This is a genomic window from Waddlia chondrophila WSU 86-1044 (genome assembly GCF_000092785.1).
Taxonomy (GTDB): domain Bacteria; phylum Chlamydiota; class Chlamydiia; order Chlamydiales; family Waddliaceae; genus Waddlia; species Waddlia chondrophila.
The window spans coordinates 1,617,235-1,637,136 of record NC_014225.1; the positions used below are offsets into that span (position 1 = coordinate 1,617,235).

General features: G+C 42.8%; 23 protein-coding genes and 1 tRNA gene. 7 read left to right on the forward strand and 17 right to left on the reverse strand.

The window, feature by feature from the left end:
• Nucleotides 1-71: 71 nt before the first annotated feature.
• Complete coding sequence (locus tag WCW_RS07415) at nt 72-1,412, reverse strand: hypothetical protein (protein WP_013182595.1); 1,341 nt, start codon at nt 1,410-1,412, stop codon at nt 72-74.
• Between the two features lie 87 nt (nt 1,413-1,499).
• Complete coding sequence (locus WCW_RS10290; protein ID WP_013182596.1) at nt 1,500-1,667, reverse strand: hypothetical protein; 168 nt, start codon at nt 1,665-1,667, stop codon at nt 1,500-1,502.
• Nucleotides 1,668-1,734: 67 nt separating this feature from the next.
• On the opposite strand from WCW_RS10290, the gene WCW_RS07420 reads away from it, so the two are divergent.
• Nucleotides 1,735-2,244, forward strand: coding sequence for a hypothetical protein (locus tag WCW_RS07420; protein ID WP_013182597.1), 510 nt, complete (start codon nt 1,735-1,737; stop codon nt 2,242-2,244).
• Nucleotides 2,245-2,277: 33 nt separating this feature from the next.
• Here the strand turns inward: WCW_RS07420 and WCW_RS07425 are convergent, their stop codons facing one another.
• Both WCW_RS07425 and pheT read right to left on the reverse strand, forming a co-directional pair.
• Nucleotides 2,278-3,258, reverse strand: coding sequence for a toxin-antitoxin system YwqK family antitoxin (locus WCW_RS07425; RefSeq protein ID WP_013182598.1), 981 nt, complete (start codon nt 3,256-3,258; stop codon nt 2,278-2,280).
• A gap of 1 nt (nt 3,259) precedes the next feature.
• Nucleotides 3,260-5,653, reverse strand: coding sequence for a phenylalanine--tRNA ligase subunit beta (gene pheT, locus WCW_RS07430; RefSeq protein WP_013182599.1), 2,394 nt, complete (start codon nt 5,651-5,653; stop codon nt 3,260-3,262).
• Nucleotides 5,654-5,811: 158 nt separating this feature from the next.
• Here pheT and ndk (WCW_RS07435) point away from each other — a divergent pair, with 158 nt between their 5' ends.
• The 4 genes from ndk (WCW_RS07435) (at nt 5,812) to WCW_RS07450 (ending at nt 8,161) form a co-directional block, all read left to right on the forward strand.
• The gene (gene ndk, locus WCW_RS07435) at nt 5,812-6,243 is read left to right on the forward strand and encodes a nucleoside-diphosphate kinase (RefSeq protein ID WP_013182600.1); all 432 of its coding nucleotides are present in this window, start codon (nt 5,812-5,814) and stop codon (nt 6,241-6,243) included.
• Between the two features lie 6 nt (nt 6,244-6,249).
• Nucleotides 6,250-6,822, forward strand: a complete 573-nt coding sequence (locus WCW_RS07440; protein WP_013182601.1) for an anthranilate synthase component II — start codon at nt 6,250-6,252, stop codon at nt 6,820-6,822.
• A gap of 3 nt (nt 6,823-6,825) precedes the next feature.
• A complete protein-coding gene (ndk, locus tag WCW_RS07445; RefSeq protein WP_013182602.1) occupies nt 6,826-7,302 on the forward strand; it encodes a nucleoside-diphosphate kinase in 477 nt (158 codons plus the stop codon).
• A gap of 128 nt (nt 7,303-7,430) precedes the next feature.
• A protein-coding gene (locus WCW_RS07450) for an IS1 family transposase (RefSeq protein ID WP_227738806.1) occupies nt 7,431-8,161 on the forward strand; the annotation gives its coding sequence in 2 pieces (ribosomal slippage) (nt 7,431-7,920 and nt 7,920-8,161; 732 coding nt in all).
• A 20-nt stretch (nt 8,162-8,181) separates the two neighbouring features.
• On the opposite strand, the gene lptB is transcribed toward WCW_RS07450, so the two are convergent.
• The 4 genes from lptB to folK are packed head-to-tail and all read right to left on the reverse strand — an operon-like array spanning nt 8,182 to nt 11,465.
• A complete protein-coding gene (lptB, locus tag WCW_RS07455; protein WP_013182604.1) occupies nt 8,182-8,913 on the reverse strand; it encodes an LPS export ABC transporter ATP-binding protein in 732 nt (243 codons plus the stop codon).
• Nucleotides 8,906-10,132, reverse strand: a complete 1,227-nt coding sequence (locus WCW_RS07460) for a hypothetical protein (protein WP_013182605.1) — start codon at nt 10,130-10,132, stop codon at nt 8,906-8,908. The genes lptB and WCW_RS07460 overlap by 8 nt, the downstream gene beginning before the upstream one ends.
• Nucleotides 10,129-10,950, reverse strand: a complete 822-nt coding sequence (gene kdsA / locus WCW_RS07465; protein WP_079891192.1) for a 3-deoxy-8-phosphooctulonate synthase — start codon at nt 10,948-10,950, stop codon at nt 10,129-10,131. The genes WCW_RS07460 and kdsA overlap by 4 nt, the downstream gene beginning before the upstream one ends.
• Before the next feature lie 2 nt (nt 10,951-10,952).
• Complete coding sequence (gene folK / locus WCW_RS07470) at nt 10,953-11,465, reverse strand: 2-amino-4-hydroxy-6-hydroxymethyldihydropteridine diphosphokinase (RefSeq protein ID WP_013182607.1); 513 nt, start codon at nt 11,463-11,465, stop codon at nt 10,953-10,955.
• 203 nt (nt 11,466-11,668) lie between these two features.
• Here folK and WCW_RS07475 point away from each other — a divergent pair.
• Nucleotides 11,669-11,741, forward strand: a tRNA-Arg gene (locus tag WCW_RS07475).
• A gap of 1 nt (nt 11,742) precedes the next feature.
• Here the strand turns inward: WCW_RS07475 and WCW_RS07480 are convergent.
• The 3 genes from WCW_RS07480 to dtd form a co-directional block, all read right to left on the reverse strand.
• Nucleotides 11,743-12,108, reverse strand: a complete 366-nt coding sequence (locus tag WCW_RS07480) for a hypothetical protein (protein ID WP_013182608.1) — start codon at nt 12,106-12,108, stop codon at nt 11,743-11,745.
• An 80-nt stretch (nt 12,109-12,188) separates the two neighbouring features.
• Entirely contained in the window at nt 12,189-12,464 is a 276-nt protein-coding gene (locus WCW_RS07485; protein WP_013182609.1) for a KH domain-containing protein, read from the reverse strand.
• A 150-nt stretch (nt 12,465-12,614) separates the two neighbouring features.
• Complete coding sequence (gene dtd, locus WCW_RS07490; RefSeq protein ID WP_013182610.1) at nt 12,615-13,061, reverse strand: D-aminoacyl-tRNA deacylase; 447 nt, start codon at nt 13,059-13,061, stop codon at nt 12,615-12,617.
• 106 nt (nt 13,062-13,167) lie between these two features.
• Between dtd and WCW_RS07495 the strand changes: the two genes are divergently transcribed.
• The gene (locus tag WCW_RS07495) at nt 13,168-14,013 is read left to right on the forward strand and encodes a hypothetical protein (protein WP_013182611.1); all 846 of its coding nucleotides are present in this window, start codon (nt 13,168-13,170) and stop codon (nt 14,011-14,013) included.
• On the opposite strand, the gene WCW_RS07500 is transcribed toward WCW_RS07495, so the two are convergent.
• The 6 genes from WCW_RS07500 to WCW_RS07525 form a co-directional block, all read right to left on the reverse strand.
• The gene (locus WCW_RS07500; RefSeq protein WP_013182612.1) at nt 13,988-14,920 is read right to left on the reverse strand and encodes an RluA family pseudouridine synthase; all 933 of its coding nucleotides are present in this window, start codon (nt 14,918-14,920) and stop codon (nt 13,988-13,990) included. The two genes, WCW_RS07495 and WCW_RS07500, sit on opposite strands and share 26 nt — an antisense overlap.
• Nucleotides 14,907-15,203 (reverse strand): hypothetical protein, encoded by a 297-nt coding sequence (locus WCW_RS07505; RefSeq protein ID WP_041941582.1) that lies wholly within the window; start codon nt 15,201-15,203, stop codon nt 14,907-14,909. Before WCW_RS07505 ends, WCW_RS07500 begins: the two co-directional genes overlap by 14 nt.
• Nucleotides 15,204-15,218: 15 nt before the next feature.
• Nucleotides 15,219-15,518 carry a hypothetical protein gene (locus WCW_RS07510; protein WP_013182614.1) on the reverse strand — a complete coding sequence of 100 codons (300 nt, stop codon included), beginning with the start codon at nt 15,516-15,518 and terminating at the stop codon, nt 15,219-15,221.
• A gap of 61 nt (nt 15,519-15,579) precedes the next feature.
• Nucleotides 15,580-16,185, reverse strand: coding sequence for a regulatory protein RecX (locus WCW_RS07515; RefSeq protein WP_013182615.1), 606 nt, complete (start codon nt 16,183-16,185; stop codon nt 15,580-15,582).
• Nucleotides 16,182-18,083, reverse strand: coding sequence for a DNA topoisomerase IV subunit A (locus WCW_RS07520; RefSeq protein WP_013182616.1), 1,902 nt, complete (start codon nt 18,081-18,083; stop codon nt 16,182-16,184). The genes WCW_RS07515 and WCW_RS07520 overlap by 4 nt, the downstream gene beginning before the upstream one ends.
• Before the next feature lies 1 nt (nt 18,084).
• Nucleotides 18,085-19,902, reverse strand: coding sequence for a DNA topoisomerase IV subunit B (locus WCW_RS07525; RefSeq protein ID WP_013182617.1), 1,818 nt, complete (start codon nt 19,900-19,902; stop codon nt 18,085-18,087).

Consider the following 19,902-nt stretch of genomic DNA (forward strand, 5'->3'; position numbering starts at 1 on the left):
ACGACAGATTAAGATCAAATAAATATTTCGTAAAACACAGGGAAAGTTTGACCCCCTAAAACCGAAGGCAATCAAACTCCCTCTATCCATTGAGTGAGTCTAAGAGTATTTGCCATCATTCTAGCACTTCCTCGACTCTGAAATACTTGAAGACGTACTTGAATTTTTTTATCTATTAACCGACTTTCATACTCTTTTGCTGCAACATAAAATGCTTTGGCAACATTATCCACCCTGTTACCAAAAACTCCCAATCCCGGGGCTGTCGGCTTAAAAATTAATTGCTTTTGAGGATGCAATGCCGCTAATTTAAGAGCCTGCTGAAATTGGGCCCTATAGCTCTGTAAAGCACAAAGAAATTCTATCTTTTTCTTTTTCTGATCTGTAATTTTACCAAGGCTGTATATTCCAAATGCGGGAGCTGCAACCAATATCTCATAGACTTTTTCTGTGTTAGCTCCTTTAGGAATGTTTCCAATGCAAGGAAACTCCATCTTATGCCCGTTTGCTTTCAGTTGTTCAATCACAATACTCGCTGATTTTTCTGTTTTAGGGGTAAGATACCCGTGTTTTACAGCATTTTTAGTTGAATCATCAAGAACTTCACACAACCCGTTAAATCCTAGATTTGCTGCATGGTTAATAATCTCTACTTGTTCATCAGGAAATTGTAGCTGAGCACCAGGCCCCTGAGTAGGATCTGTTCGATAAGTCTCAACAGCAGTGCCGGGTTCTGGTGTAAAGCGGCTCACTGCTTCACAGGAATTGAATTGGCTTGCAACTCCATAGAGCACAACATGATCAGAGTTTTTGCCATCTGCTTGAATATCACCTTGAACGCCGTTTGTGTTTTGCCAAGTAAATACCTTTGCATCTAAATGTTTAATTTCTACATCATCAACCTTTGGACAAGACGAAAGCTTCCCAGGCAAAACAAAGAAAACTTCTGCTCCTATCCTTTCCGCTTCTTGCTGCATGTATTTTTTGGCGTTTTTGTGAGCTTCCCTTTGCTCAATAATCGATTTAACTTCAGTAAATTCGGGGTCTATCTTCTGTATGTGCATCATTTCCACAGGCTCATGAATCAAACGAGGCTCAGAAGCGCTCCTCAAAGATTCAGATCCCAATGTAGTTGCTGTGTGGGTGTTAGGCGTGCGCTCAAAGGTTTCATTTGCACTATTTCTTGAAAATATTTTTTGAAATAATCGACTGATTTTCTCGTGCGTGTCATTTTGATCAATGTGTCTTAGTTTTCTCCAAAGAGCGCTCAAACCTTGTATAATTCCAATAGTCCCAAAACCTAAAATGATTGTCGTGGTCCATGCGATCCCTTGAGTTAATGGTTCCCGAGCGTTATTACTAGGATCCATTATGAAGGAAGTTAAATTATCTATAGTATTTTTTGTAATCATTTAATGATTTTTAGTAAATTCAATTTATTAAATAGAACAATAGGGATTTTTCTTTAAGATTCGATAAACTTCAAAATCGGGCGGCAGTCAGGAAGCCTCTTTTATCAGTTCCCTTGCAACATCTTTTAGGGACACCATGCCATAAGGAAAACCTATTGCTCTTAGCACCTGGTCAATTTCTTTGTATTCCTCTGTCAATTGTTCATAGATGCGCTCCAATTCAGAAAGCTTTTTTTCTAAATTCATCCTTTCCATGAAATGTACCTCCGAATAAACTTTGTTGTAGGAAAGATGCTATTTTCATGCCAACAAGGACACCGTGATGACTGCTAACTACTTAGACTACAAATGGAAAGGGGGAATTCCTTATGGAATCCAAAAAGTGCCTGAATCGGCTGAAACAAGCTACCGGATACTTTCCGATCCCTATCGCAAGTGGATTTCGATTGAACAATACCAAGGAAATAAATTCGTCAAAATGATCTATGACTCCATCTTATTTGATTTCCGGATGTTGAAAACACTAAATCAAGCCGCCTGGAGAAAAGAGCAAGACGCCTCCCGTCATTTGATTCGCAATCAAGACGATCGAGCAGTCCTGATCGAAGAATACTCCTTTCACAAGGGAAAATGCATCGCATGCAAGACCTATTCAATCCACGGCATCTTAATCTCCCAACACAAAATCCATTACAAATCCCTAGGAGATTTCTTCGATGGGGTTGTCCTCTACGACGCAAACAGACACGTTGTTATGGAAAAACGCTATGCCATCGATGATTCCAGCAATGAGTTTGGAGAACTTCTCAGTGAAAACTGGAATCCAGCTTGAGAAGCTATCCTCTTAGAGGATAGCTTCAGTTGTTTATCTGATCAAATGGTTCATCTGCCTGTCGTACTCTACACGGGGAACTTTTCTTCCATACATGTAGTACTCCACAATTGTCGTTTCACCGATAGTGCGGTAGCAAGGACCATGCTTCTGACCATTTTTCCAAGTGATCTCTTCGACAAGAAACTGGCCATCGCGATACCTCTGCTCCACTCCATTTTTTTGACCGTTCAAATAAGGCACTTCCGCAATCTTTTCGCCATTTTGATAGACAACTGTGACCCCCTCTCGGTGATCATGATTCCAAGATTCGACTGTTTGAGGCTCCCCGCCAGGCAGAAACGTTTTTCTTTCTCCACTGACAATGCCGTTTTGATAGGGAATCACCTCTTTCGGCGCTCCATTTGGATAGAAAAAAGTGCGCAATACCAGCTCGCCATGCTGAATCTTATCTTCGGACTCCATGACACCATACTGGTCTCTATTAACGCGCCGCCCGCTTCCTTGATCCACTCTCGCTTCCAATTGCTGGTAAGGAGTAAAATATTCCCCTTCGATCAATTTGTTCCCTTCATATTCCTCATTATAATGAGGAGCGCTGTTTTCATACCAAACAGACACCTTCTTATGTGTCGGAGTGTCGTAATCGACCTGCTTCACCTTTATACCTGTGGAATCATTTTCCGTTGCTTGAACTAACCGCCCTTGGCTATACATTTCCGTTTTCTGAATTGCACCACTATGAGGGAATGTGTAAGTCGTCTCACCATCCAGAAAGCCATCTTTGTAATTTTTCGTCACCACAACACCCGATTTCAACGTAGAAACCACTCTGCCGTTCTGGCCACGATCCTTCCACTCCCTTTGTGGAACCTCCATTCCATATTTGTGAATATATGTTTGGCTCAAAGCCTCCTTTTCAGGCTTGCAAACGTCTCCGCACGAACGTTTGGAACAGCCAGAAAGCGCTACCGCCATCCCAACCGACAACCCCATTAAAACCACCTTATGCATATCAATACCTCCTAATACGTGCCTCAATTTGTGATGTGATCCGCGCATGTTCTGCGTCGACAGCTTCTTGAGAAACCGTTTTCTTCACATTTCTATAAATAAATCTCAACGTGACATTTTTCTTACTTTCACCAACCTTCTCTCCACGATAGATATCGATCAACGAAACATTTTCCAATAAACGCGACTTCACCGATGAAATCACCTCCAAAATTTCCTGAATTGCAACATTTTCTTCCACTGTGACCGTTAAATCTCGATCCGATGCCGGATAAACCGGCATCGGCTCCATCAGCCTACGGCTTTGCCGCATCTGATAAAGCAAATGAAGATCAATCTCTGCATAGTAAACCTTATTCGATAAATCCATCCGCCTCAAAATGGTTGGATGGATCTCTCCTAGAATTCCCACTTCCTGCTCTCCGATACAGAGACTTCCCTGCCTTCCAGGGTGGAAAAAATGGAGATTTCCGCTGCGGAATTGGTAATCCAATACTCCGGTTTCCAAGAGAAGCGATTCCACAATTCCTTTGAGATCAAAAAAATCCGCTCCATCCTTTTTCCTTTCCCAGTGATCCGGATGGCGGTTTCCCATCAGCAAAACTCCCGCCATCGATTGTTCCTTGAACCGGCCCTCTTCTTTAAAATGGATTCTGCCGATTTCAAAACCACTCAAATTGCGGCATTCATGATCGTAGTTGTGCTTAGCCACCTGCAAAAGCCCTGGCAAAAGGGAAGTGCGCAAAATGGATTGCTCAACAGATACTGGGTTGAGCACCTTTACAATATTTTCCGGAGGCATGATCGGCCCATTAACCGCTTCCTGCAATTTCGGCCCGATGAGATCGCAAGTCAAAAGCTCCTGAAGCCCCTCAGCCATCAATCTTCTGCGAATCTCTCTCTCAAACACAAAAATGGGTGCGTGGGGCATATCCGAACTTGTGAAATAGGAAGAAGGTTTTGGAATATTGTCAAATCCATAAATCCTTGCCACCTCCTCGATCAGATCCACTTCACTATTGATATCTGCCCGATAGGTCGGAATCGTCAAAGTGAAAGTATCCTTTCCGTCCCATTTAACACCAAATTCCAAGCGCGTGAAAAGGTCATTGACTTCACTCATTCCAAGCTGTGTTCCAAGTACCGCATTAACACGGGACAATCGGCATTTGACCTCTTTCGGCGAAAAATCCTTCTGTTTGACATCAACCACGCCACGGCAAATTTCTCCACCGGAAATTTCCTTAATCAGCACAGCCGCTCGATCAAGTGCCGCTAACACCTGGTTAGGGTCTGCTTCCCTTTCAAACCTGCGCGATGCCTCCGTCTGCAGCGCCAGCCTCTTGCTTGTTCTGCGAATACCTGCAGCCTCAAAATAAGCCGATTCTAAAAGGATATTGACTGTGCCCTCATGAACTTCAGAATTCAAGCCCCCCATAACGCCAGCAATTGCCACCGGTTTTTTTCCGTCGCAAATCAAAAGATCATCACTTGTCAGGACACGCCTCTTTTCATCCAAAGAGACAAAAGCTTCTCCTTCCTGAGCTGTCCGGACAACAATGCGCCTCTCTTCCAACAGGTCGTAATCAAAAGCGTGCAAAGGGTGTCCCATCTCCATCAACACATAATTCGTTGCATCGACAACGTTGTTGACAGGTCTTTGGTCGCACGCTAGCAGCTTTTTCTGCAGCCAATCAGGCGACGGCCCGACTTTTACCCCTTTGATGACGCGGCAGGCATAGCGGGGACATTTTTCAAAGCAAGCAACCTCAACAGAAACTGCCTCGAAAGCTTCTTCTTCATTTTCCTCGATCTTTATCGCAGGGAGTCGATACTGCTTGCCCGTCATTGCTGCTAATTCTCTTACGACACCAAGCACACTTGCGCAATGTCCTAAGTTAGGCGTCAGGGAAATTTCTAAAACTGTATCTCCATAAATCTCAGAAATATCCGCCCCGACCTGAATTCTGTCGGCAAACTCCATAATCCCGCTGCCATGATCTCCGATCCCAAGTTCGTCCTCGGAACATAACATGCCATACGATTCCACGCCTCTCAACTTTGTTTTTTTTATTTTAAAGGCTTTTCCCTCTTCATCTCTCAACACCGAGCCGATTTTCGCAAATGCGGTTTTCAATCCGGGACGGCAATTGGGAGCTCCACAAACAACCTGAAACTGCTCTTCGCCATCGAAAACCGTCGCTATGCAAAGTTTTTCCGCATCAGGGTGTCTTTCCGTACGCAGGACCTCGCCGACTACAACGTTTTCAAAAGCAAGCGGCAACGGAGTACATCCATCGACTTCCAGTCCGGCCATCGTCAGCATATTTGCGATCTTATGGGACGGCAAATTCAAATCAATCACTTCAAGAATCCAGGATAAAGGGAGTTTCATCAATCACTATCGGGGTTAAGTCAGGTTTTAGAAAGAGATCTAAAATACACGATCCCTCTAAATTTCGCAATGTTGCGATAAATCGGCGAATCGTCTAGAATTTATTCTTTAATTTCTTGATCTGAAACGATTTAAACCATTAAGGAGAGAATATTCAAATGGCTACTGAAAGAACGCTTTCGATTATCAAACCGGACGGCATCGGCAAAAACGTGGTTGGAGAGGTGATCTCTAAACTGGAAAAAGGAGGACTGAAGATTGTCGCCGCTAAAATGCTTCATTTGACTCAAGAGCAGGCTCAAGGGTTTTATGCTGTTCACAAAGAACGTCCCTTCTTCAATGACTTGGTGGCTTTTATGACTTCCGGCCCTGTCATGGTCATGGTATTGGAAGGAGACGATGCTATTTTGAAAAACCGCGAAATCATGGGAGCTACCAATCCTGCAGAAGCTAACCCAGGAACAATCCGCGCAGAATTTGCGACAACGATCGATGAAAACGTCGTTCACGGCTCCGACAGTCCAGAAACGGCAAAAACGGAAATCAACTTCTTCTTCTCTCCTGAAGAGATTTGTGCAAGAACGCGATAAATTGAGATGTTGCTCCTGATCGACAACTTCGACTCTTTTACCTATAACATTGCACATGCAATTGGGCTGCAAGGAGTCGACGTTCAAGTCAGGAGAAACAACAAATTAACCATTGAGGAGTGCCTGGAAATCGATCCCGATTTTCTGCTAATAGGGCCAGGGCCGGGCACTCCTAAAGAGAGCGGGATCTCTTCTTCCCTGATCAGGGAATATATGGGAAAAGTTCCCATTTTTGGAATTTGCTTAGGGATGCAGCTAATTGCCGAAATGTTTGGCGGAAAAGTTGTGCAATCGTCTTTTGGACCCATGCACGGAAAAACCAGCCGGATCTATCACAATAATGACAGAGCATTTAACAATCTTCCTCAAGGATTCAAAGCCGTTCGCTACCATTCCTTAATCGTGAACCGCTCCCAGCTTCCTGCATGTCTGGAAGTCACTGCCGAAACAGAAGAGGGCGAAATCATGGGCTTGGCTCATAAGAATTACCCTATTGAAGGTGTTCAGTTTCATCCCGAGTCCGAGATCTCCGATTGCGGCTCTCAATTATTCAATAACTTTCTAAACAAGGACTCTTAATACATGTTAAAAAAATTGATCTTCACAGCAGCCATCTTATTTGCTCCCCTTTTTGCTCAAGTAGAGCAAACTTTATCCATTATCAAACCCGATGCCGTCCAAGGCCATCATATCGGAGAAATCATTCAGATTTTCGAGGGAAACGGCCTACAGGTTGCAGCAATCAAAATGGTGCGGATGTCAAAAAACGATGCAATGGAATTTTATGAAGTGCACAAGGACCGCCCTTTTTACGAACAACTGACAAACTTTATGCATGCAGGCCCAGTTGTTGCGATGGTACTGGAGGGAGAAAATGCAGTTGCCAAAAACCGCCAGCTAATGGGCGAAACCAACCCTGAAAACGCCAAACCAGGAACGATTCGCTATCGATTCGCAAAAAGCGTTCAGAGTAATGCCGTGCATGGATCAGATTCTCTTGAAAACGCAAAAAAAGAGATTGCGTTTTTCTTTAATCGACAAGAAATTCACACCAGATAAATCGCGGACTCTCCAATCAAAAGGAGAGTCCAAGGTAGTCCTAAACATGTAATGCTCAAATCAAAATTCGTTTGACACTGATGGAAATTTAAAGTTTCATATTCAGCCATAACAGCTGGAGAAATGAAATGAACCCATCGTGCCCTAAATGCGAGTCAACCGCGGTAAAAAAGAATGGACATATCCACAATGGAAAACAAAATCATCGTTGCCTTGTTTGCGGCCGCCAATTTGTTCTAGACCCCCAACAAAAAATTATTACAGATCAAACTAAAAGTGAGGTCCGTCAAGCACTTCTGGAAAGAGTTTCTTTAGAAGGCATCTGTAGAATTTTCAGTGTGAGTATGCCCTGGTTATTGAGCTTTATACAACAGATAATTTATGAGTTGCCCGACGATTTAAACGCTACTGTGGTCAAGGATTATAAGGATTTTGAAGTGGCAATTATAGAGCTTGATGAACAGTGGAGTTATGTCGGAAATAAGAAAAATCAGCAATGGCTTTGGTTGGCGTTCCATTCGGCTAGCAGGCAGGTTTTGGCAATGCATGTAGGAAAAAGGGATAAGAGAGCTGCCGAAGCATTATTAGCAAAACTTCCTGAGGATTTAAAAAAAAAACCTTCTTTTACTCTGATAAGTTCTCTGTGTACTACGAAGTCCTTCCTTGGAAGCAACACCAGGCAGTCGGAAAAAATTCAGGAAAAACGAGTTACATTGAAAGATTTAACAACACCTTGAGGCAAAGATGTTCGAGGCTGGTTAGGAAAACCCTGTCATTTTCAAAAAAATTAGCCAACCATATTGGTATGATTCAGTATTTCATTTGTGATTACAACAAAAGGATGGCATTACTTGTTTAGGACTACCGAGTCCAAAATCATCATAACTTGAAATCTGCACCAAGATATGTTTTTTTTGCCTCTTCATTACTAATCAATTGCTCGACAGAGCCTGAAACCATCACTTTTCCGTCCGCAACAAGATAACTGCGATCAACAACGCTGAAAATTTCCCGTGCATTGTGGTCTGTGATCAAAATACTGATCCCTTTTGAAGATAGGTGGCTGATGAGCTCTTTTACCTCTTGGACAGAAATGGGATCGATATTGGCAAACGGCTCATCGAGAAGCAGAAATGTTGGCCGCGTGACCAAAGCCCGCGTAATTTCCAAGCGCCTTCTCTCGCCTCCCGAAAGCGCTGCCGCCTTTTTTTTCGCCAACCGCGTTAAATGAAGCTCCTCTAATAACTCTTCCAGCCGTAACTTTCGCTCACTTTTCTTTAAACTGAGATTTTCTAAAATGCACATCACATTCTGCTCAACCGTAAGACTGCGAAAAACTGAAGGTTCTTGCGCAAGATATCCCATTCCCATGCGCGCCCTCTTGTGCATCGGCACACGCGTCACATCCTCGCCTTTAAAGACGACCTTTCCTTTTTCGGGACGGATCAGCCCTACAGTCATGTAAAATGCTGTTGTCTTACCTGCTCCGTTCGGCCCCAAAAGGCCGACAATTTCACCGGCATCCACATAAAAGGACAGATCGTTGACAACTCTGCGGCCGCTATAAGTTTTCACAAGATTTTGTACTGTTAATACGTGCTGCTCACTCATTGACTTTCTCTATTAAAAAATATTGTCTCAGCCTGTCATACTCTTCATCTTTAAAATGAAAGCGCACCTTACCCTTTCCGGTCACTGTGTTTTTGTTTTTCTGGGAGTCCTTCAAAACAGATATTTCCGGCGCACTCATTTGCAGACGGTTGATTTTATCATAAAAAAGCACTCTTTTCCCCTGATCGGAAAAAAAACGGATTTCCTTCTCGCCTTTAATCATTTTAACCCTGTCTGCCAAGGCATATTGTTCAAGCGGCCCCTCTCGGTGGACCATTTTAACGTCTCCCATCAATAAACACTCTTGGGAATGGAGGTCAAAAACTGCATGGCGCGCATGAATTTTTCCTCTCGAGTCTGCGAAAAACAGATAGGCATCCGGATCTTCTTTGACAGAAAGCTCAACTAAATTCCCCATCTTGTCATATCTGGCAGCATCTGCTGTAAGCGACCACTGTCGATCTTTTGACAAAACCACATTTCCAGTTGCTTCGAGCGACAAGACCTCTTGCGCAATGCTGCCCCCCCCCCTGGGTACTTCCTCCATGACAAGAACCATTTGATCAGCTATCAACCGCGAGCCATCTAAGTTTGAGACTGTGACAGCCTCAAAAAAATGGGCATGTCTACTCTTTTCGTCAAATTGGGCGTATCCGCAATTCAGCACCATGCCGTCTGGAAACCGCATCTTTACATGACCCGATAAGATCATGATCCCTTGTCGATAAGAAAGATGATCTGAAGATAAAAAGGAAAAAATAACAGGGGAGAAATCCTCGATCTCAATATTAGCAGCCTCAAGAGTCTGGGAAGTGTAATGATACTCTGCCTCCTCTGCGCGCGCACTTTTTAGTGCACGATTTGTAGAAGCTCCATCAACTGTTGAATCTTCTAAAAGAGTTGCGGTGACCCAAAAAAATTGCTCGATAATCTCTTTTCCTTGCAGCGAGTTGGCATATTTAATATCTGCCCGATCGGCTTCCAAAGCCACCTGCAAACGGTGTTTGCCCTCATTGACCCAAATTTCCTTTTTGACCCCGAGCCTCCCCTGCTCTGCTTGCAACTCCCGACTTTCTTCGAATTGGCTGATGCGGCCAAGAAGTTCCTCATAACTTTCCGTATTTTTTGAAAATGTAGTAAACGTAAGAATCCCAAAGCATCCACCTAGCAACAAAATGCTTGCAGAAACAGGTAGGAAATGGGGAACTCGGTACTTCATAAAACATCGACTGCATCGCGAAGGCGTTGCAACAGGTCCAAAAGTTTTGGGAACGCATCAAACCTTAAAACCGAAGCTGCGTCGCTTTTCGCTTGATCAGGATCTGGATGCGCTTCCATAAACAAACAGTCGGCTCCAACGGCAACTGCTGCCCTAGCCAAATAAGGAATAAATTCTCTTTGCCCTCCCGACTTATCTCCCATTCCACCAGGCAGCTGAACCGAATGGGTAGCATCAAAACACACAGGCACTCCCAACTCCTGCATGATAGGAATCGCACGGAAATCACTGACAAGATTGTTGTAGCCAAAAGAGGTTCCCCTATCGACAGCGATGACACGGTCATTGCCGCTTTCTTTGATCTTTTCAATCACATTGCGCATATCCCAGGGAGCAAGGAACTGTCCTTTCTTTACACTGACCACTTTTCCTGTTTTAGCTGCTGCAACCAAAAGATCGGTTTGACGGCATAAAAACGCAGGAATCTGGATCATATCGACAACTTCTCCGGCTGCCGTCGCTTGTTCAGGCGAGTGGACATCGGTCACCACAGGAAGATCTAATTCCTTTTTCACTTTTTCTAAGATGCGTAAGCCCTCCTCTAATCCAGGTCCGCGAAACGAGTGTATAGAAGAGCGGTTTGCTTTGTCATAGCTCGATTTAAAAATGAAGTTGATCGGACGGCCGGAGAACATTTTTTTAAGCTCCTCGGCAGCTTTCAGACAGTGTTCTTCGCTTTCGATCACACAAGGACCAGACATCACAGTCATTGGCTCCCCTTGGCCAATCGTGAAATTTTTCATAGGCACGCGTCGCATCATCATCTTAAAATTTCCAGTTGTTCATTGTTGACATTGTCGAAATGTTGAATCATTTTTTCCAAATCCACAGTCATCAGCTCCCCTGTTTTGTTTTTAACAGCGAGACGGCTAACCAGCTCCCTCATTGGAATTAAAACAAAAAGGCGCTGATTCCACTTAGGATGAGGAATTTTCAAGTTCTTCTCATCAACTACCTCTAATCCGTGAAGAAGAAGATCAAGATCAATCACGCGAGGGTGGTTTTTAGGCTTGGGAAGCTTCCCCATTTTCCTTTCAATCTCCTCAAGGCGTTTATGCAGTTCAATTGGCTTAAGCGAGGTCTGAAACGTGCAGACTGCGTTGACATAGTCAGCTTGAGGAATCGCCTCTACCGGAGAAGTTTTGTAAAAATTTGAGCAGCGTAGGTTGGTAATCTCATGGATCGCCCGCATCTCCTCTAACGATTGATTGAGGATTGCGATAGAATCACCGATATTTCCTCCCATCCCAACATATGCTTGATCCATCTTCATGGGAAGGATTTTACCACAGGAGGAAAGAATTTACAAGATAGCGTTATACCGAAATATACCGAATCAACTTCAAGATTCGGTATAAACTCAAAAAAACACCAGACATTTTTTGCTTTTAAAAATATCTAGCATGAGACACCCTCTCAGATTATTCCTTGAACTAATCTATCTTCTAGTGCTAAGATTTTGATTTTCTCATCAATGGACTGATAGCTCAGAGGATAGAGCATCCGCCTTCTAAGCGGACGGTCGTAGGTTCGAATCCTACTCAGTCCGATCATTTCATCCATTTCCAAAGAAAATTAAGATACGAGAAGCTGGTCTCTTGATGAACAGGTTGACTAGCGGAATTTCTGATGGACTCCTTAGCTCTCGATAAAGTCTCCAATCTTTCCTTTGCCAAGTGAATTTGTTGATTGATGGAAGCTCTCCTTGCACGATATCTTTTCCCACCATGAGTATTTCGATGAGGAAGAGATGTGGAGAGATAGTCAATGTGCTTTCGAGCTTTTTCTATTTTTTTATCCAGGTCTGATTCAAAAGAAATTTTGCTCGATTGAGGCAAAATGGCTCCAACCTTCTGTGCTGTTCCCTCAAAATGGAGAATAGAGTTTGAAGAGTTGTTAAAAGGAGTAATGGTCATACGAATCCTTATGTCTTAAGATGATAAAAAATGCGGAAATATTGCTACTTCCGCAAGATGCATATAAAAGTCTAAATCACTTATTCGACGCCCGCCGCTGCAGACTCCTCTGAAACACGTTCTCCGTCTTCCAAAATCTCTAGATTGACACGGATACCGTTGCGGCTAGCAACTGACATTAAAAGGGTGCGGATTGCATTGATCGTTTTCCCTTTTTTCCCAATGATCTTACCAATGTCAGACTTCTCAACAGATAGTTCAATAATCAAAGTTTGTGTTCCACCAATTTCATTAATTTTCACTTTGTCAGGGTGGTCGACCAGGTTTTTGACAATGTACGCGACAAACTCTTTCATAATTCGATCCTCATTCCACAATTAAATTTCATTTTCCGACGCAATACGTAAGCGCATTGGCCATCTAGTTCGTATAGTACTTAATCGCGACTAAAAAAGCAAAAAACAGAACTCTCTATTACCAACAAGAAAAATTTAAATAATTTAACATTAACTATTTAAATTTTCTAAAATCATCGTTACAGGACCATGGTTGACCAAGGAAACATCCATAGAAGCTCCAAACTGCCCTGTCTGGACTCTGCCCATTTCCCTTTTGACCTCTTGGACAAATGTTTCATAAATCGGAATAGCGGCATCCGGTCCGGCGGCATCGATAAACGATGGCCTCCTACCCTTAGAGCTGTTGCCATAAAGGGTGAATTGACTGACGACCAAAATCTCTCCTTCCACTTCCTTGACACTCTTATTCATCTTGCCGGCATCGTCTTCAAAAATGCGCAAATTAACTAATTTATTGACATAACGTTTCGCGGATTCGAGAGTATCCGACTGATGAATTCCCAAAAGCACTAGCAAACCCTTATTGATTTTACCAACTGAAACATTGCCGATCTTCACCTCGGCACAGCTTACTCTCTGCACAACCAGCTTCATCTTAAATCCTTGTCCTAGTAGGAGTATTTTGAGCGATTTTTAGGAAAAAAAATATAAAAAAATGTCCTTTTATTATAGGCTACATTGAAAACACCCTCTTCAGCATATGTCGAAGTTATTATCATCTTTAATTCTCATCATTTGTTTCTCCATATCCCAAATTTCTGCAAAAAGTGATGCTCAGGAATATCATTCGTCTGAAATCCAAACTTTTTTTGAAGATATTCTCCTTATCATTAACTTCAACCACCCATATTATGGTAATATCGAATTTCTCAAGGAGATCTACTCCCCTTATTTTCCAAATATTGTTTTTTATGGAGAGGCAGCGCATCCGGAAGTCGTGAAAATAAAAACCGGTATTGGATGGCATGTTCATCGTGTTTTGAAAGATGCCTTGATCAGGTACCCTGGTTTTCGAGGTTACATATGTACCCAAGATGATTGTTTTATAGGCTTTTGGAACTTCCAGGAATTAAACAAAGATAAAATCTGGTTCCATCAAAATTGGACAGTCTCTCTTGATACTGTTGAGCACCCCTGGCCATGGTGGAAAAAAAGCTGCGGCCGCAACGCTGTTTGGCAGGCGTATCACAAACTCGATGCTTGCTCAACTAAACAACTTAAAGAAAATCTCGGCTATCGCAACATTCCTTATAGTTGGGCTGATTTTTTCTACCTTCCAAACTGCTACCGATCAAAATTCCTAAAAATATGCGACTGTTTCGATAATCCGGATGTCTTCCTGGAGATCAGCATTCCGACAATTTTGTTTTGCCTGGAACAGAAAAATAAAATGGAAATGCTACACGTCTTCTGGGGAGGAACAGGCGTAAATGCTAATTTTGATTACTATCATCCGAATTTTCATTGGATCCACCCGATCAAATTTTCCTGCCAAAGCTCCAGAGAATTTGTTCTTAATGTCATTGAAAGCCAGATAAACAACTAAGGCGTGCCATCACTTTTGCCATTTCATCGGGGACTGGAGCTTCTAAGACCATTTCCTTACCTGTAACAGGATGGGGAAAAATGAGCTTGGCAGCATGCAGCATCTGCCTGCCAAGCTGAAATTTTTGATTCATTGCTGAGCTCCCATAAACAGGATCGCCCAGAACTGGAAATCCGATCTGCTTCATGTGGACACGAATCTGATGCGTGCGTCCCGTCTCTAAAACCAGTTTTACAAGAGAGAGGGATACATCATATTTCAATGTTTCATAATGGGTCACCGACCGGCGCCCCCCTTCAACAATAGCCATCTTCTGCCGATGGACAGGATGCCTGGCAATTGGTGCGTCTACTGTTCCTTTTCCCGGATTCCCGACACAGACAGCGATATACTCTTTATAGACCCTTCTCGAAGAAAATAATTCGACCAGTTTATGCTGCGCTTCCGCCGTCTTCGCTGCTACCAAAAGCCCTGTTGTTTCTTTATCCAAACGATGCACAATACCAGGTCTTAGGGTTTCCCCTTCAGGAAGCTTCTTGCAATGGTAGAGCAACCCATTGACAAAAGTTCCCGTCCAGTTGCCTGCTCCCGGATGAACAACCAGCCCAGCTGGTTTATTAACCACAATGATAGCTTCATCTTCATGAATGATATCCAAGAAGATTTTTTCCGGTTTGAGCTCAATTTCTGGAGCCAGAACAAAGCAGACATCGATTCTGTCTCCTGCTGCCACCTTAGCCCTTTTTTTGACCGGTTTATGATTGAGAAGCACATGATTTTCTTCGATCAGCCACTGCAAGTAAGATCGAGAATAAGCATCTGGGTACCGCTCGGCCAACACTTTATCCAGCCGTTTGCCCGCCTCTTCAGCAGTCGTCATTAAGGTTTCTGTATCAGGAGTGATCATCAAGCAAAGAAACCAGGTAAAGAGGTGCTTCCTCGTAAGGAAAGTCGGGAACGAGCCGCTTCAAAAAACTGTAGATATTTTTTTCCAACAGCTCCAAGTTATCCAAAGAAATGATGGAACCAAGACGTTTGCCAATATAGCGCATTTGCTGGTAATTAATCTCGCAAAGATCCTCTCCTCCTTCTTGAATGAAGGCGTTTAACAAAGCTGGATTGACCTTCTTGAGCTTTTCAGCGAATAATGGATCAACGGGAAAACCTAAAAATAAACAAGCAGAAAACATCAATCTATCCGTAAATTACCCTTCGCGAGATTCTCTCATCATTTTTTTCAGGCGTTCTTGACGCTCTCTCATATCTTTGATGATATTTTGAGCAATTCCTTGCATCATCTTATCCCAAACTTCCGGAGCTTTTTCTTTTAAATCGCTGGCAGAGCTGATGACGGTATCCATGTCGTATTCTGCTTTCAGGTTTTTCTTATTTGCATTTGCCGTTGCTGATGCCTCTGCGGTCGCCGCATTTTGCGAAGAAGGCTGAACTTGAGCTGCGCTCTGCGTCTCTGCGTTCAAATTTGTGTTAGGTGAAATATCAACCATAATTAGAACCTTATTTCCTCTATCCCTCTAATTAATATTTTACCAGAAAAAGCGTTTATTATCAATTTAGCCAAAGTGCCAAAATTTCTTTGATGAGATCGGGATTAAATCCTTTGCGCATCAACGCTCCAAACACTTTTTGCCTCTCTTTAAAATCTCTTAAATCTTTGGAACGAAAACGGGTGTTCATCAAGCGTTTAATCGCCTTCTCTTGATCCTCATGCGTCACTAAATTTGCAAGAATAGGCTCATAGAAAGATTTTGGCACCCTTTTTTGATAGAGCTTTGCTTCTATCATCATAGGGCCCAACTTGCGCAGCAGTTGCGTCCGAATAAACTGCTCAAGCCAGGCTTTGTCATCAAGATATCCAAGATGATGGCAATCATCGATCACACGCTCTATTGTCTCTTGCGACACTAGCCGTTCCTGCAACTGAAAGCGCAATTCAAAAGAAGAATAGCTGCGTTGAGAGAGCCTTTTCAAAACAAAAAAACGGGAGCGCTCAAATTCTTTCCGAAAAAATTGTTCGGGTAAATTCTCTTCCTGAAAAGAAAATTTAGGATGTTTGCCAAAAATCGCCGTATGAATTTCTCGAAAAAAATGATCATCCACAGATAAATGCAAGATCTCTTTTCGCTGTTCATCAGGGATCACTTCTACATTCATTTGGCTGCTTTGATTTTTTTCACACCTCGGCTAGAGACCCTCACTCCTCTGGCTGACACTCCTTTAATCAGCACATCGGAAAAAGGAAAAGAGACTTTGGAAATTTTTTGTTTAATCTTAGGGATCAACTGCACCTCCAATATCGGCTCTTTTTCGGTAGAAAGATACGCCAATCCCATCCCTTCTTCAAAGAAGCGGTATTCCTTATCGAGAATGAACTGCTTGATAATAAACCGCTTCGCAAAGCACAGATGGGACTTCGGATCTTTATAAGCGACATTGAAGACAGTCTGCTTATCGGCTAAACCGACAAAGACAGCTTTGTTGTTGCTGGCGTGCACGTAATCCTTTTCAGGGATGTTAGTCACACGGTAAGAGCCGTCCTGATAAAGAACCAATAACTTGTCGAAATTCGTTCCTTCAATTGTCTCCGATCCGGACACTTTTGTTCCCACAAATCCCGATTTTAAATCGATTCCAACCTTCAGCTCCTTCGTTGCAATCGCCCGTTTATCCAGCTCCTGAATTTCGCCGACTCTTGTTCTTCTTGTGTAAATGTCCCGATATTTTGAAACCAGCTCTTTTAGATATTTAATTGTGAACTGCTTGATGCTCTTCAGGTCTTTTTCCACTCTAGCCAGTTCCTTCCTCAAACCGGCGATCTCTTCCTGATTTTTATCCATATCAAATTTTGAGATACGTCTGATTGGGATCTGAAGCAGTTTCTCAATATCATCTTTGGTCGGCACACGTGAAAGCTGCTCGTGGAACGGTTTCAAGCTGTCTGCGACAGTCGATCTCAACTTATCAGACGACTTTACCGTTTCCAAATGTTTGTAAAGCCTGTTTTCAATAAAAATTTGTTCAAGAGTTTTGTCAAAAATCTTTTCAAGCAGCCGATCCTTTTCCAGCTCCAGCTCCTTTTTGAGATACCCTTTAAGCAACTCTGCATGCAATCTTAAGATCTCATCAACAGTTGTTTCCCAAGGCAAATGATCCTTAATCACCATGCACATGCAATTGATCGAAACCTCACAGTCAGTATAAGCATACAAACTGTCGATTAAATCCTGCGCATAATGGCCGCGCGGCAGCTTAATCTCGATTTCCACCTTATCCGCCGTATAGTCATTGATCGAATCGATCTTAATTTTTCCTCTCTTGGCAGCCTCGTCGATAGATCGGATCAAAGACTCTGTCGTTGTTCCATGGCAAATCTCTGAAATGACAAGCGTTTTTGGATCTTGGATATCGATTTTTGCACGCAGCTTGAGCCTGCCTCTGCCTTTATCATATTCGGAAACATCCATGATGCCTCCTGTGATAAAGTCTGGGTAGATTTCAAAATCCTTCCCCTCAAGAACCGCTATTTCAGCTTGGAGAAGTTCAATGAAATTATGCGGCAAGATATTCGTAGACATCCCCACTGCAATACCGCTAGCTCCCTGCATCAACACAACGGGCACCTTGGCAGGAAGGCAAACAGGTTCTTGATTTCTACCGTCATAAGAAGAGACCGTCTCAGTCAAATCCGGATTGAACAACGTGTCTTTAGCCAATGGAGAAAGACGCGTTTCAATATACCTGGCCGCCGCTGCGGGATCTCCGGTATAGATATTTCCAAAATTCCCTTGGCAATCGAGAAAGAATCCTTTGTTGGCCATGTTGACCAGAGCATCAATGATCGCTGCATCACCGTGTGGGTGGTATGCCATGGTCTGCCCTGCAACGTTGGCGACCTTATGCAATTTCCCGTCATGAATTTTATAAAGGGTGTGCAAGATTCTTCTCTGAACAGGCTTCAAGCCATCGACAACATCCGGAATTGCACGATCAAGAATGACGTATGAAGCATATTTAATGTAGTTATCCTTGTATAAATACTTGATATCATCCATTTTAAAGCAATTCCTGATCTTCGTTCACAAGGTTGTTCATAATAAATTTTTTCCGCTCCGGAGTATTTTTCCCCATGTAAAATTGCAACGTTGGCTTAATATCTGAAAAAGAATTGACAGCCACTGGAATTAAACGAATATCAGGGCCGATAAATTGTTTGAACTCCTGCGGAGAAATCTCGCCTAATCCCTTGAAGCGCGTGATTTCAACCCCTTTTTTCAATTCCTTCACTGCCTTCTCTTTTTCCTTTTCCGAGTAGCAATAGATCGTTTTTTCTTTATTCCTCACTTTAAAAAGAGGGGTTTCCAGAATGTAAAGGTGGCCGTTTAAAACCAGCCCTTCAAAATAAGTGAGGAAAAGTGTGATCAAAAGGTTGCGGATATGCATGCCGTCCACATCGGCGTCAGTCGCTAGAACAACTTTCTCATAACGAAGATTGGAAATATCCTCTTCGATATTCAATGCGCTCATCACATTAAACATCTCTTCATTTTTGTAGAGTTGATCCATTTTCATGCCAAAGACATTAAGTGGTTTCCCTCTAAGAGAAAAAACCGCCTGCGTCAAAGGATCTCTCGAAGAGACGATAGATGCACTCGCAGAGTCCCCTTCCGTTAGAAAAATCATCGTCTTTTCGGCATATTTGGAACCATCGCCGAAATGATATTTGCTGTCCCTTAACTTCGGAATCTTGAAAGAGATCTTTTTTTGCTTCTCTTTTGCTTCTTTTTTGACAGCAGACAACTCTTTGCGCACTTTCTCATTGAATGCAATCCGCTCGATGATTTTTTTAGCCGTAGAAGGATGCTTAAACAAGAGATTCACAACGGCTTCCTTAACCTCCTGAACCAAAGGAGCCCGAATCTCCGTATTCCCCAGTTTATTTTTCGTTTGCGATTCAAATACTGGATCCTGAATTCTGATGGCTACGGTTCCAAAGACTCCTTCGCGCACATCAACGCCTTGAAAATTTTTTTTGGCATACTCGTTAACCCCTTTCAGCAAACCTTCCCGAAACGCGGATAAATGCGTTCCCCCATCAGAGGTATACTGTCCGTTCACAAAAGAAAAATAGCTCTCTCCATAAGATTGCGTATGCAAGAACGCAAACTCTAATTGTTTGCTCTTATAGTGGAGAGGTTCATAGAGTCCTTCTTCTGACACTTCCTGGTTTAACAAATCAAGCAACCCATGATCGGAACGGATGCGCTCTCCATTATAGTTGATTGTCAAACCGGTATTCAAATAAACGTAATTCCACAACCTTTTAACAATGTATTCATCATCAAACTTGAAAGATTTAAAAATCTCAGAATCAGGGATAAACTCAACGTATGTCCCATCCTTTTCTTGAGTTTTCCCTTTTTTATCTTTCTGAAGCCTGCCTTTAGAAAACTCAGCCTCGACAAATTTCCCCTCTCGATGACTGCGCACAAGAAACCGGCTGGATAGAGCATTGACAGCTTTTGTTCCGACACCATTTAATCCAACAGAAAATTGGAAAACATCGTCATTATATTTGGCTCCTGTATTGATCTGAGAAACGCACTCAATCACCTTTCCAAGAGGAATTCCCCTGCCAAAATCCCTGACAGTGATTTTTCCCAAATCTTGATCTTTAGTGATTAAGATCTGATTCCCATTTCCCATAATAAATTCATCAATGCAGTTGTCGATCACCTCTTTGATCAGGATATAAATCCCATCGTCGTAGTGGGAGCCATCGCCCAAACGCCCAATATACATTCCGGTCCGTTTACGGATATGCTCAAGAGCATCTAACGTTTGGATCGTGGTCTCATCGTATTTTTTTGCCAT

Bases quoted from the DNA above. Each gene is read 5' to 3' on its own strand.
- WCW_RS07495 (WP_013182611.1), top strand. From the start codon at position 13,168: ATGTCGAAGTTATTATCATCTTTAATTCTCATCATTTGTTTCTCCATA.
- WCW_RS07460 (WP_013182605.1), bottom strand. From the start codon at position 10,132: ATGAAGTACCGAGTTCCCCATTTCCTACCTGTTTCTGCAAGCATTTTG.
- WCW_RS07525 (WP_013182617.1), bottom strand. From the start codon at position 19,902: ATGGCAAAAAAATACGATGAGACCACGATCCAAACGTTAGATGCTCTT.
- WCW_RS07480 (WP_013182608.1), bottom strand. From the start codon at position 12,108: ATGACCATTACTCCTTTTAACAACTCTTCAAACTCTATTCTCCATTTT.
- ndk (WP_013182602.1), top strand. From the start codon at position 6,826: ATGTTAAAAAAATTGATCTTCACAGCAGCCATCTTATTTGCTCCCCTT.
- WCW_RS07520 (WP_013182616.1), bottom strand. From the start codon at position 18,083: ATGGATGATATCAAGTATTTATACAAGGATAACTACATTAAATATGCT.
- lptB (WP_013182604.1), bottom strand. From the start codon at position 8,913: ATGAGTGAGCAGCACGTATTAACAGTACAAAATCTTGTGAAAACTTAT.
- kdsA (WP_079891192.1), bottom strand. From the start codon at position 10,950: ATGCGACGCGTGCCTATGAAAAATTTCACGATTGGCCAAGGGGAGCCA.
- WCW_RS07500 (WP_013182612.1), bottom strand. From the start codon at position 14,920: ATGATCACTCCTGATACAGAAACCTTAATGACGACTGCTGAAGAGGCG.
- WCW_RS07510 (WP_013182614.1), bottom strand. From the start codon at position 15,518: ATGGTTGATATTTCACCTAACACAAATTTGAACGCAGAGACGCAGAGC.
- WCW_RS07415 (WP_013182595.1), bottom strand. From the start codon at position 1,412: ATGATTACAAAAAATACTATAGATAATTTAACTTCCTTCATAATGGAT.
- WCW_RS07505 (WP_041941582.1), bottom strand. From the start codon at position 15,203: ATGTTTTCTGCTTGTTTATTTTTAGGTTTTCCCGTTGATCCATTATTC.
- dtd (WP_013182610.1), bottom strand. From the start codon at position 13,061: ATGAAGCTGGTTGTGCAGAGAGTAAGCTGTGCCGAGGTGAAGATCGGC.
- WCW_RS07485 (WP_013182609.1), bottom strand. From the start codon at position 12,464: ATGAAAGAGTTTGTCGCGTACATTGTCAAAAACCTGGTCGACCACCCT.
- WCW_RS07425 (WP_013182598.1), bottom strand. From the start codon at position 3,258: ATGCATAAGGTGGTTTTAATGGGGTTGTCGGTTGGGATGGCGGTAGCG.
- folK (WP_013182607.1), bottom strand. From the start codon at position 11,465: ATGAAGATGGATCAAGCATATGTTGGGATGGGAGGAAATATCGGTGAT.
- WCW_RS07420 (WP_013182597.1), top strand. From the start codon at position 1,735: ATGACTGCTAACTACTTAGACTACAAATGGAAAGGGGGAATTCCTTAT.
- WCW_RS10290 (WP_013182596.1), bottom strand. From the start codon at position 1,667: ATGGAAAGGATGAATTTAGAAAAAAAGCTTTCTGAATTGGAGCGCATC.
- WCW_RS07440 (WP_013182601.1), top strand. From the start codon at position 6,250: ATGTTGCTCCTGATCGACAACTTCGACTCTTTTACCTATAACATTGCA.
- ndk (WP_013182600.1), top strand. From the start codon at position 5,812: ATGGCTACTGAAAGAACGCTTTCGATTATCAAACCGGACGGCATCGGC.
- pheT (WP_013182599.1), bottom strand. From the start codon at position 5,653: ATGAAACTCCCTTTATCCTGGATTCTTGAAGTGATTGATTTGAATTTG.
- WCW_RS07515 (WP_013182615.1), bottom strand. From the start codon at position 16,185: ATGAATGTAGAAGTGATCCCTGATGAACAGCGAAAAGAGATCTTGCAT.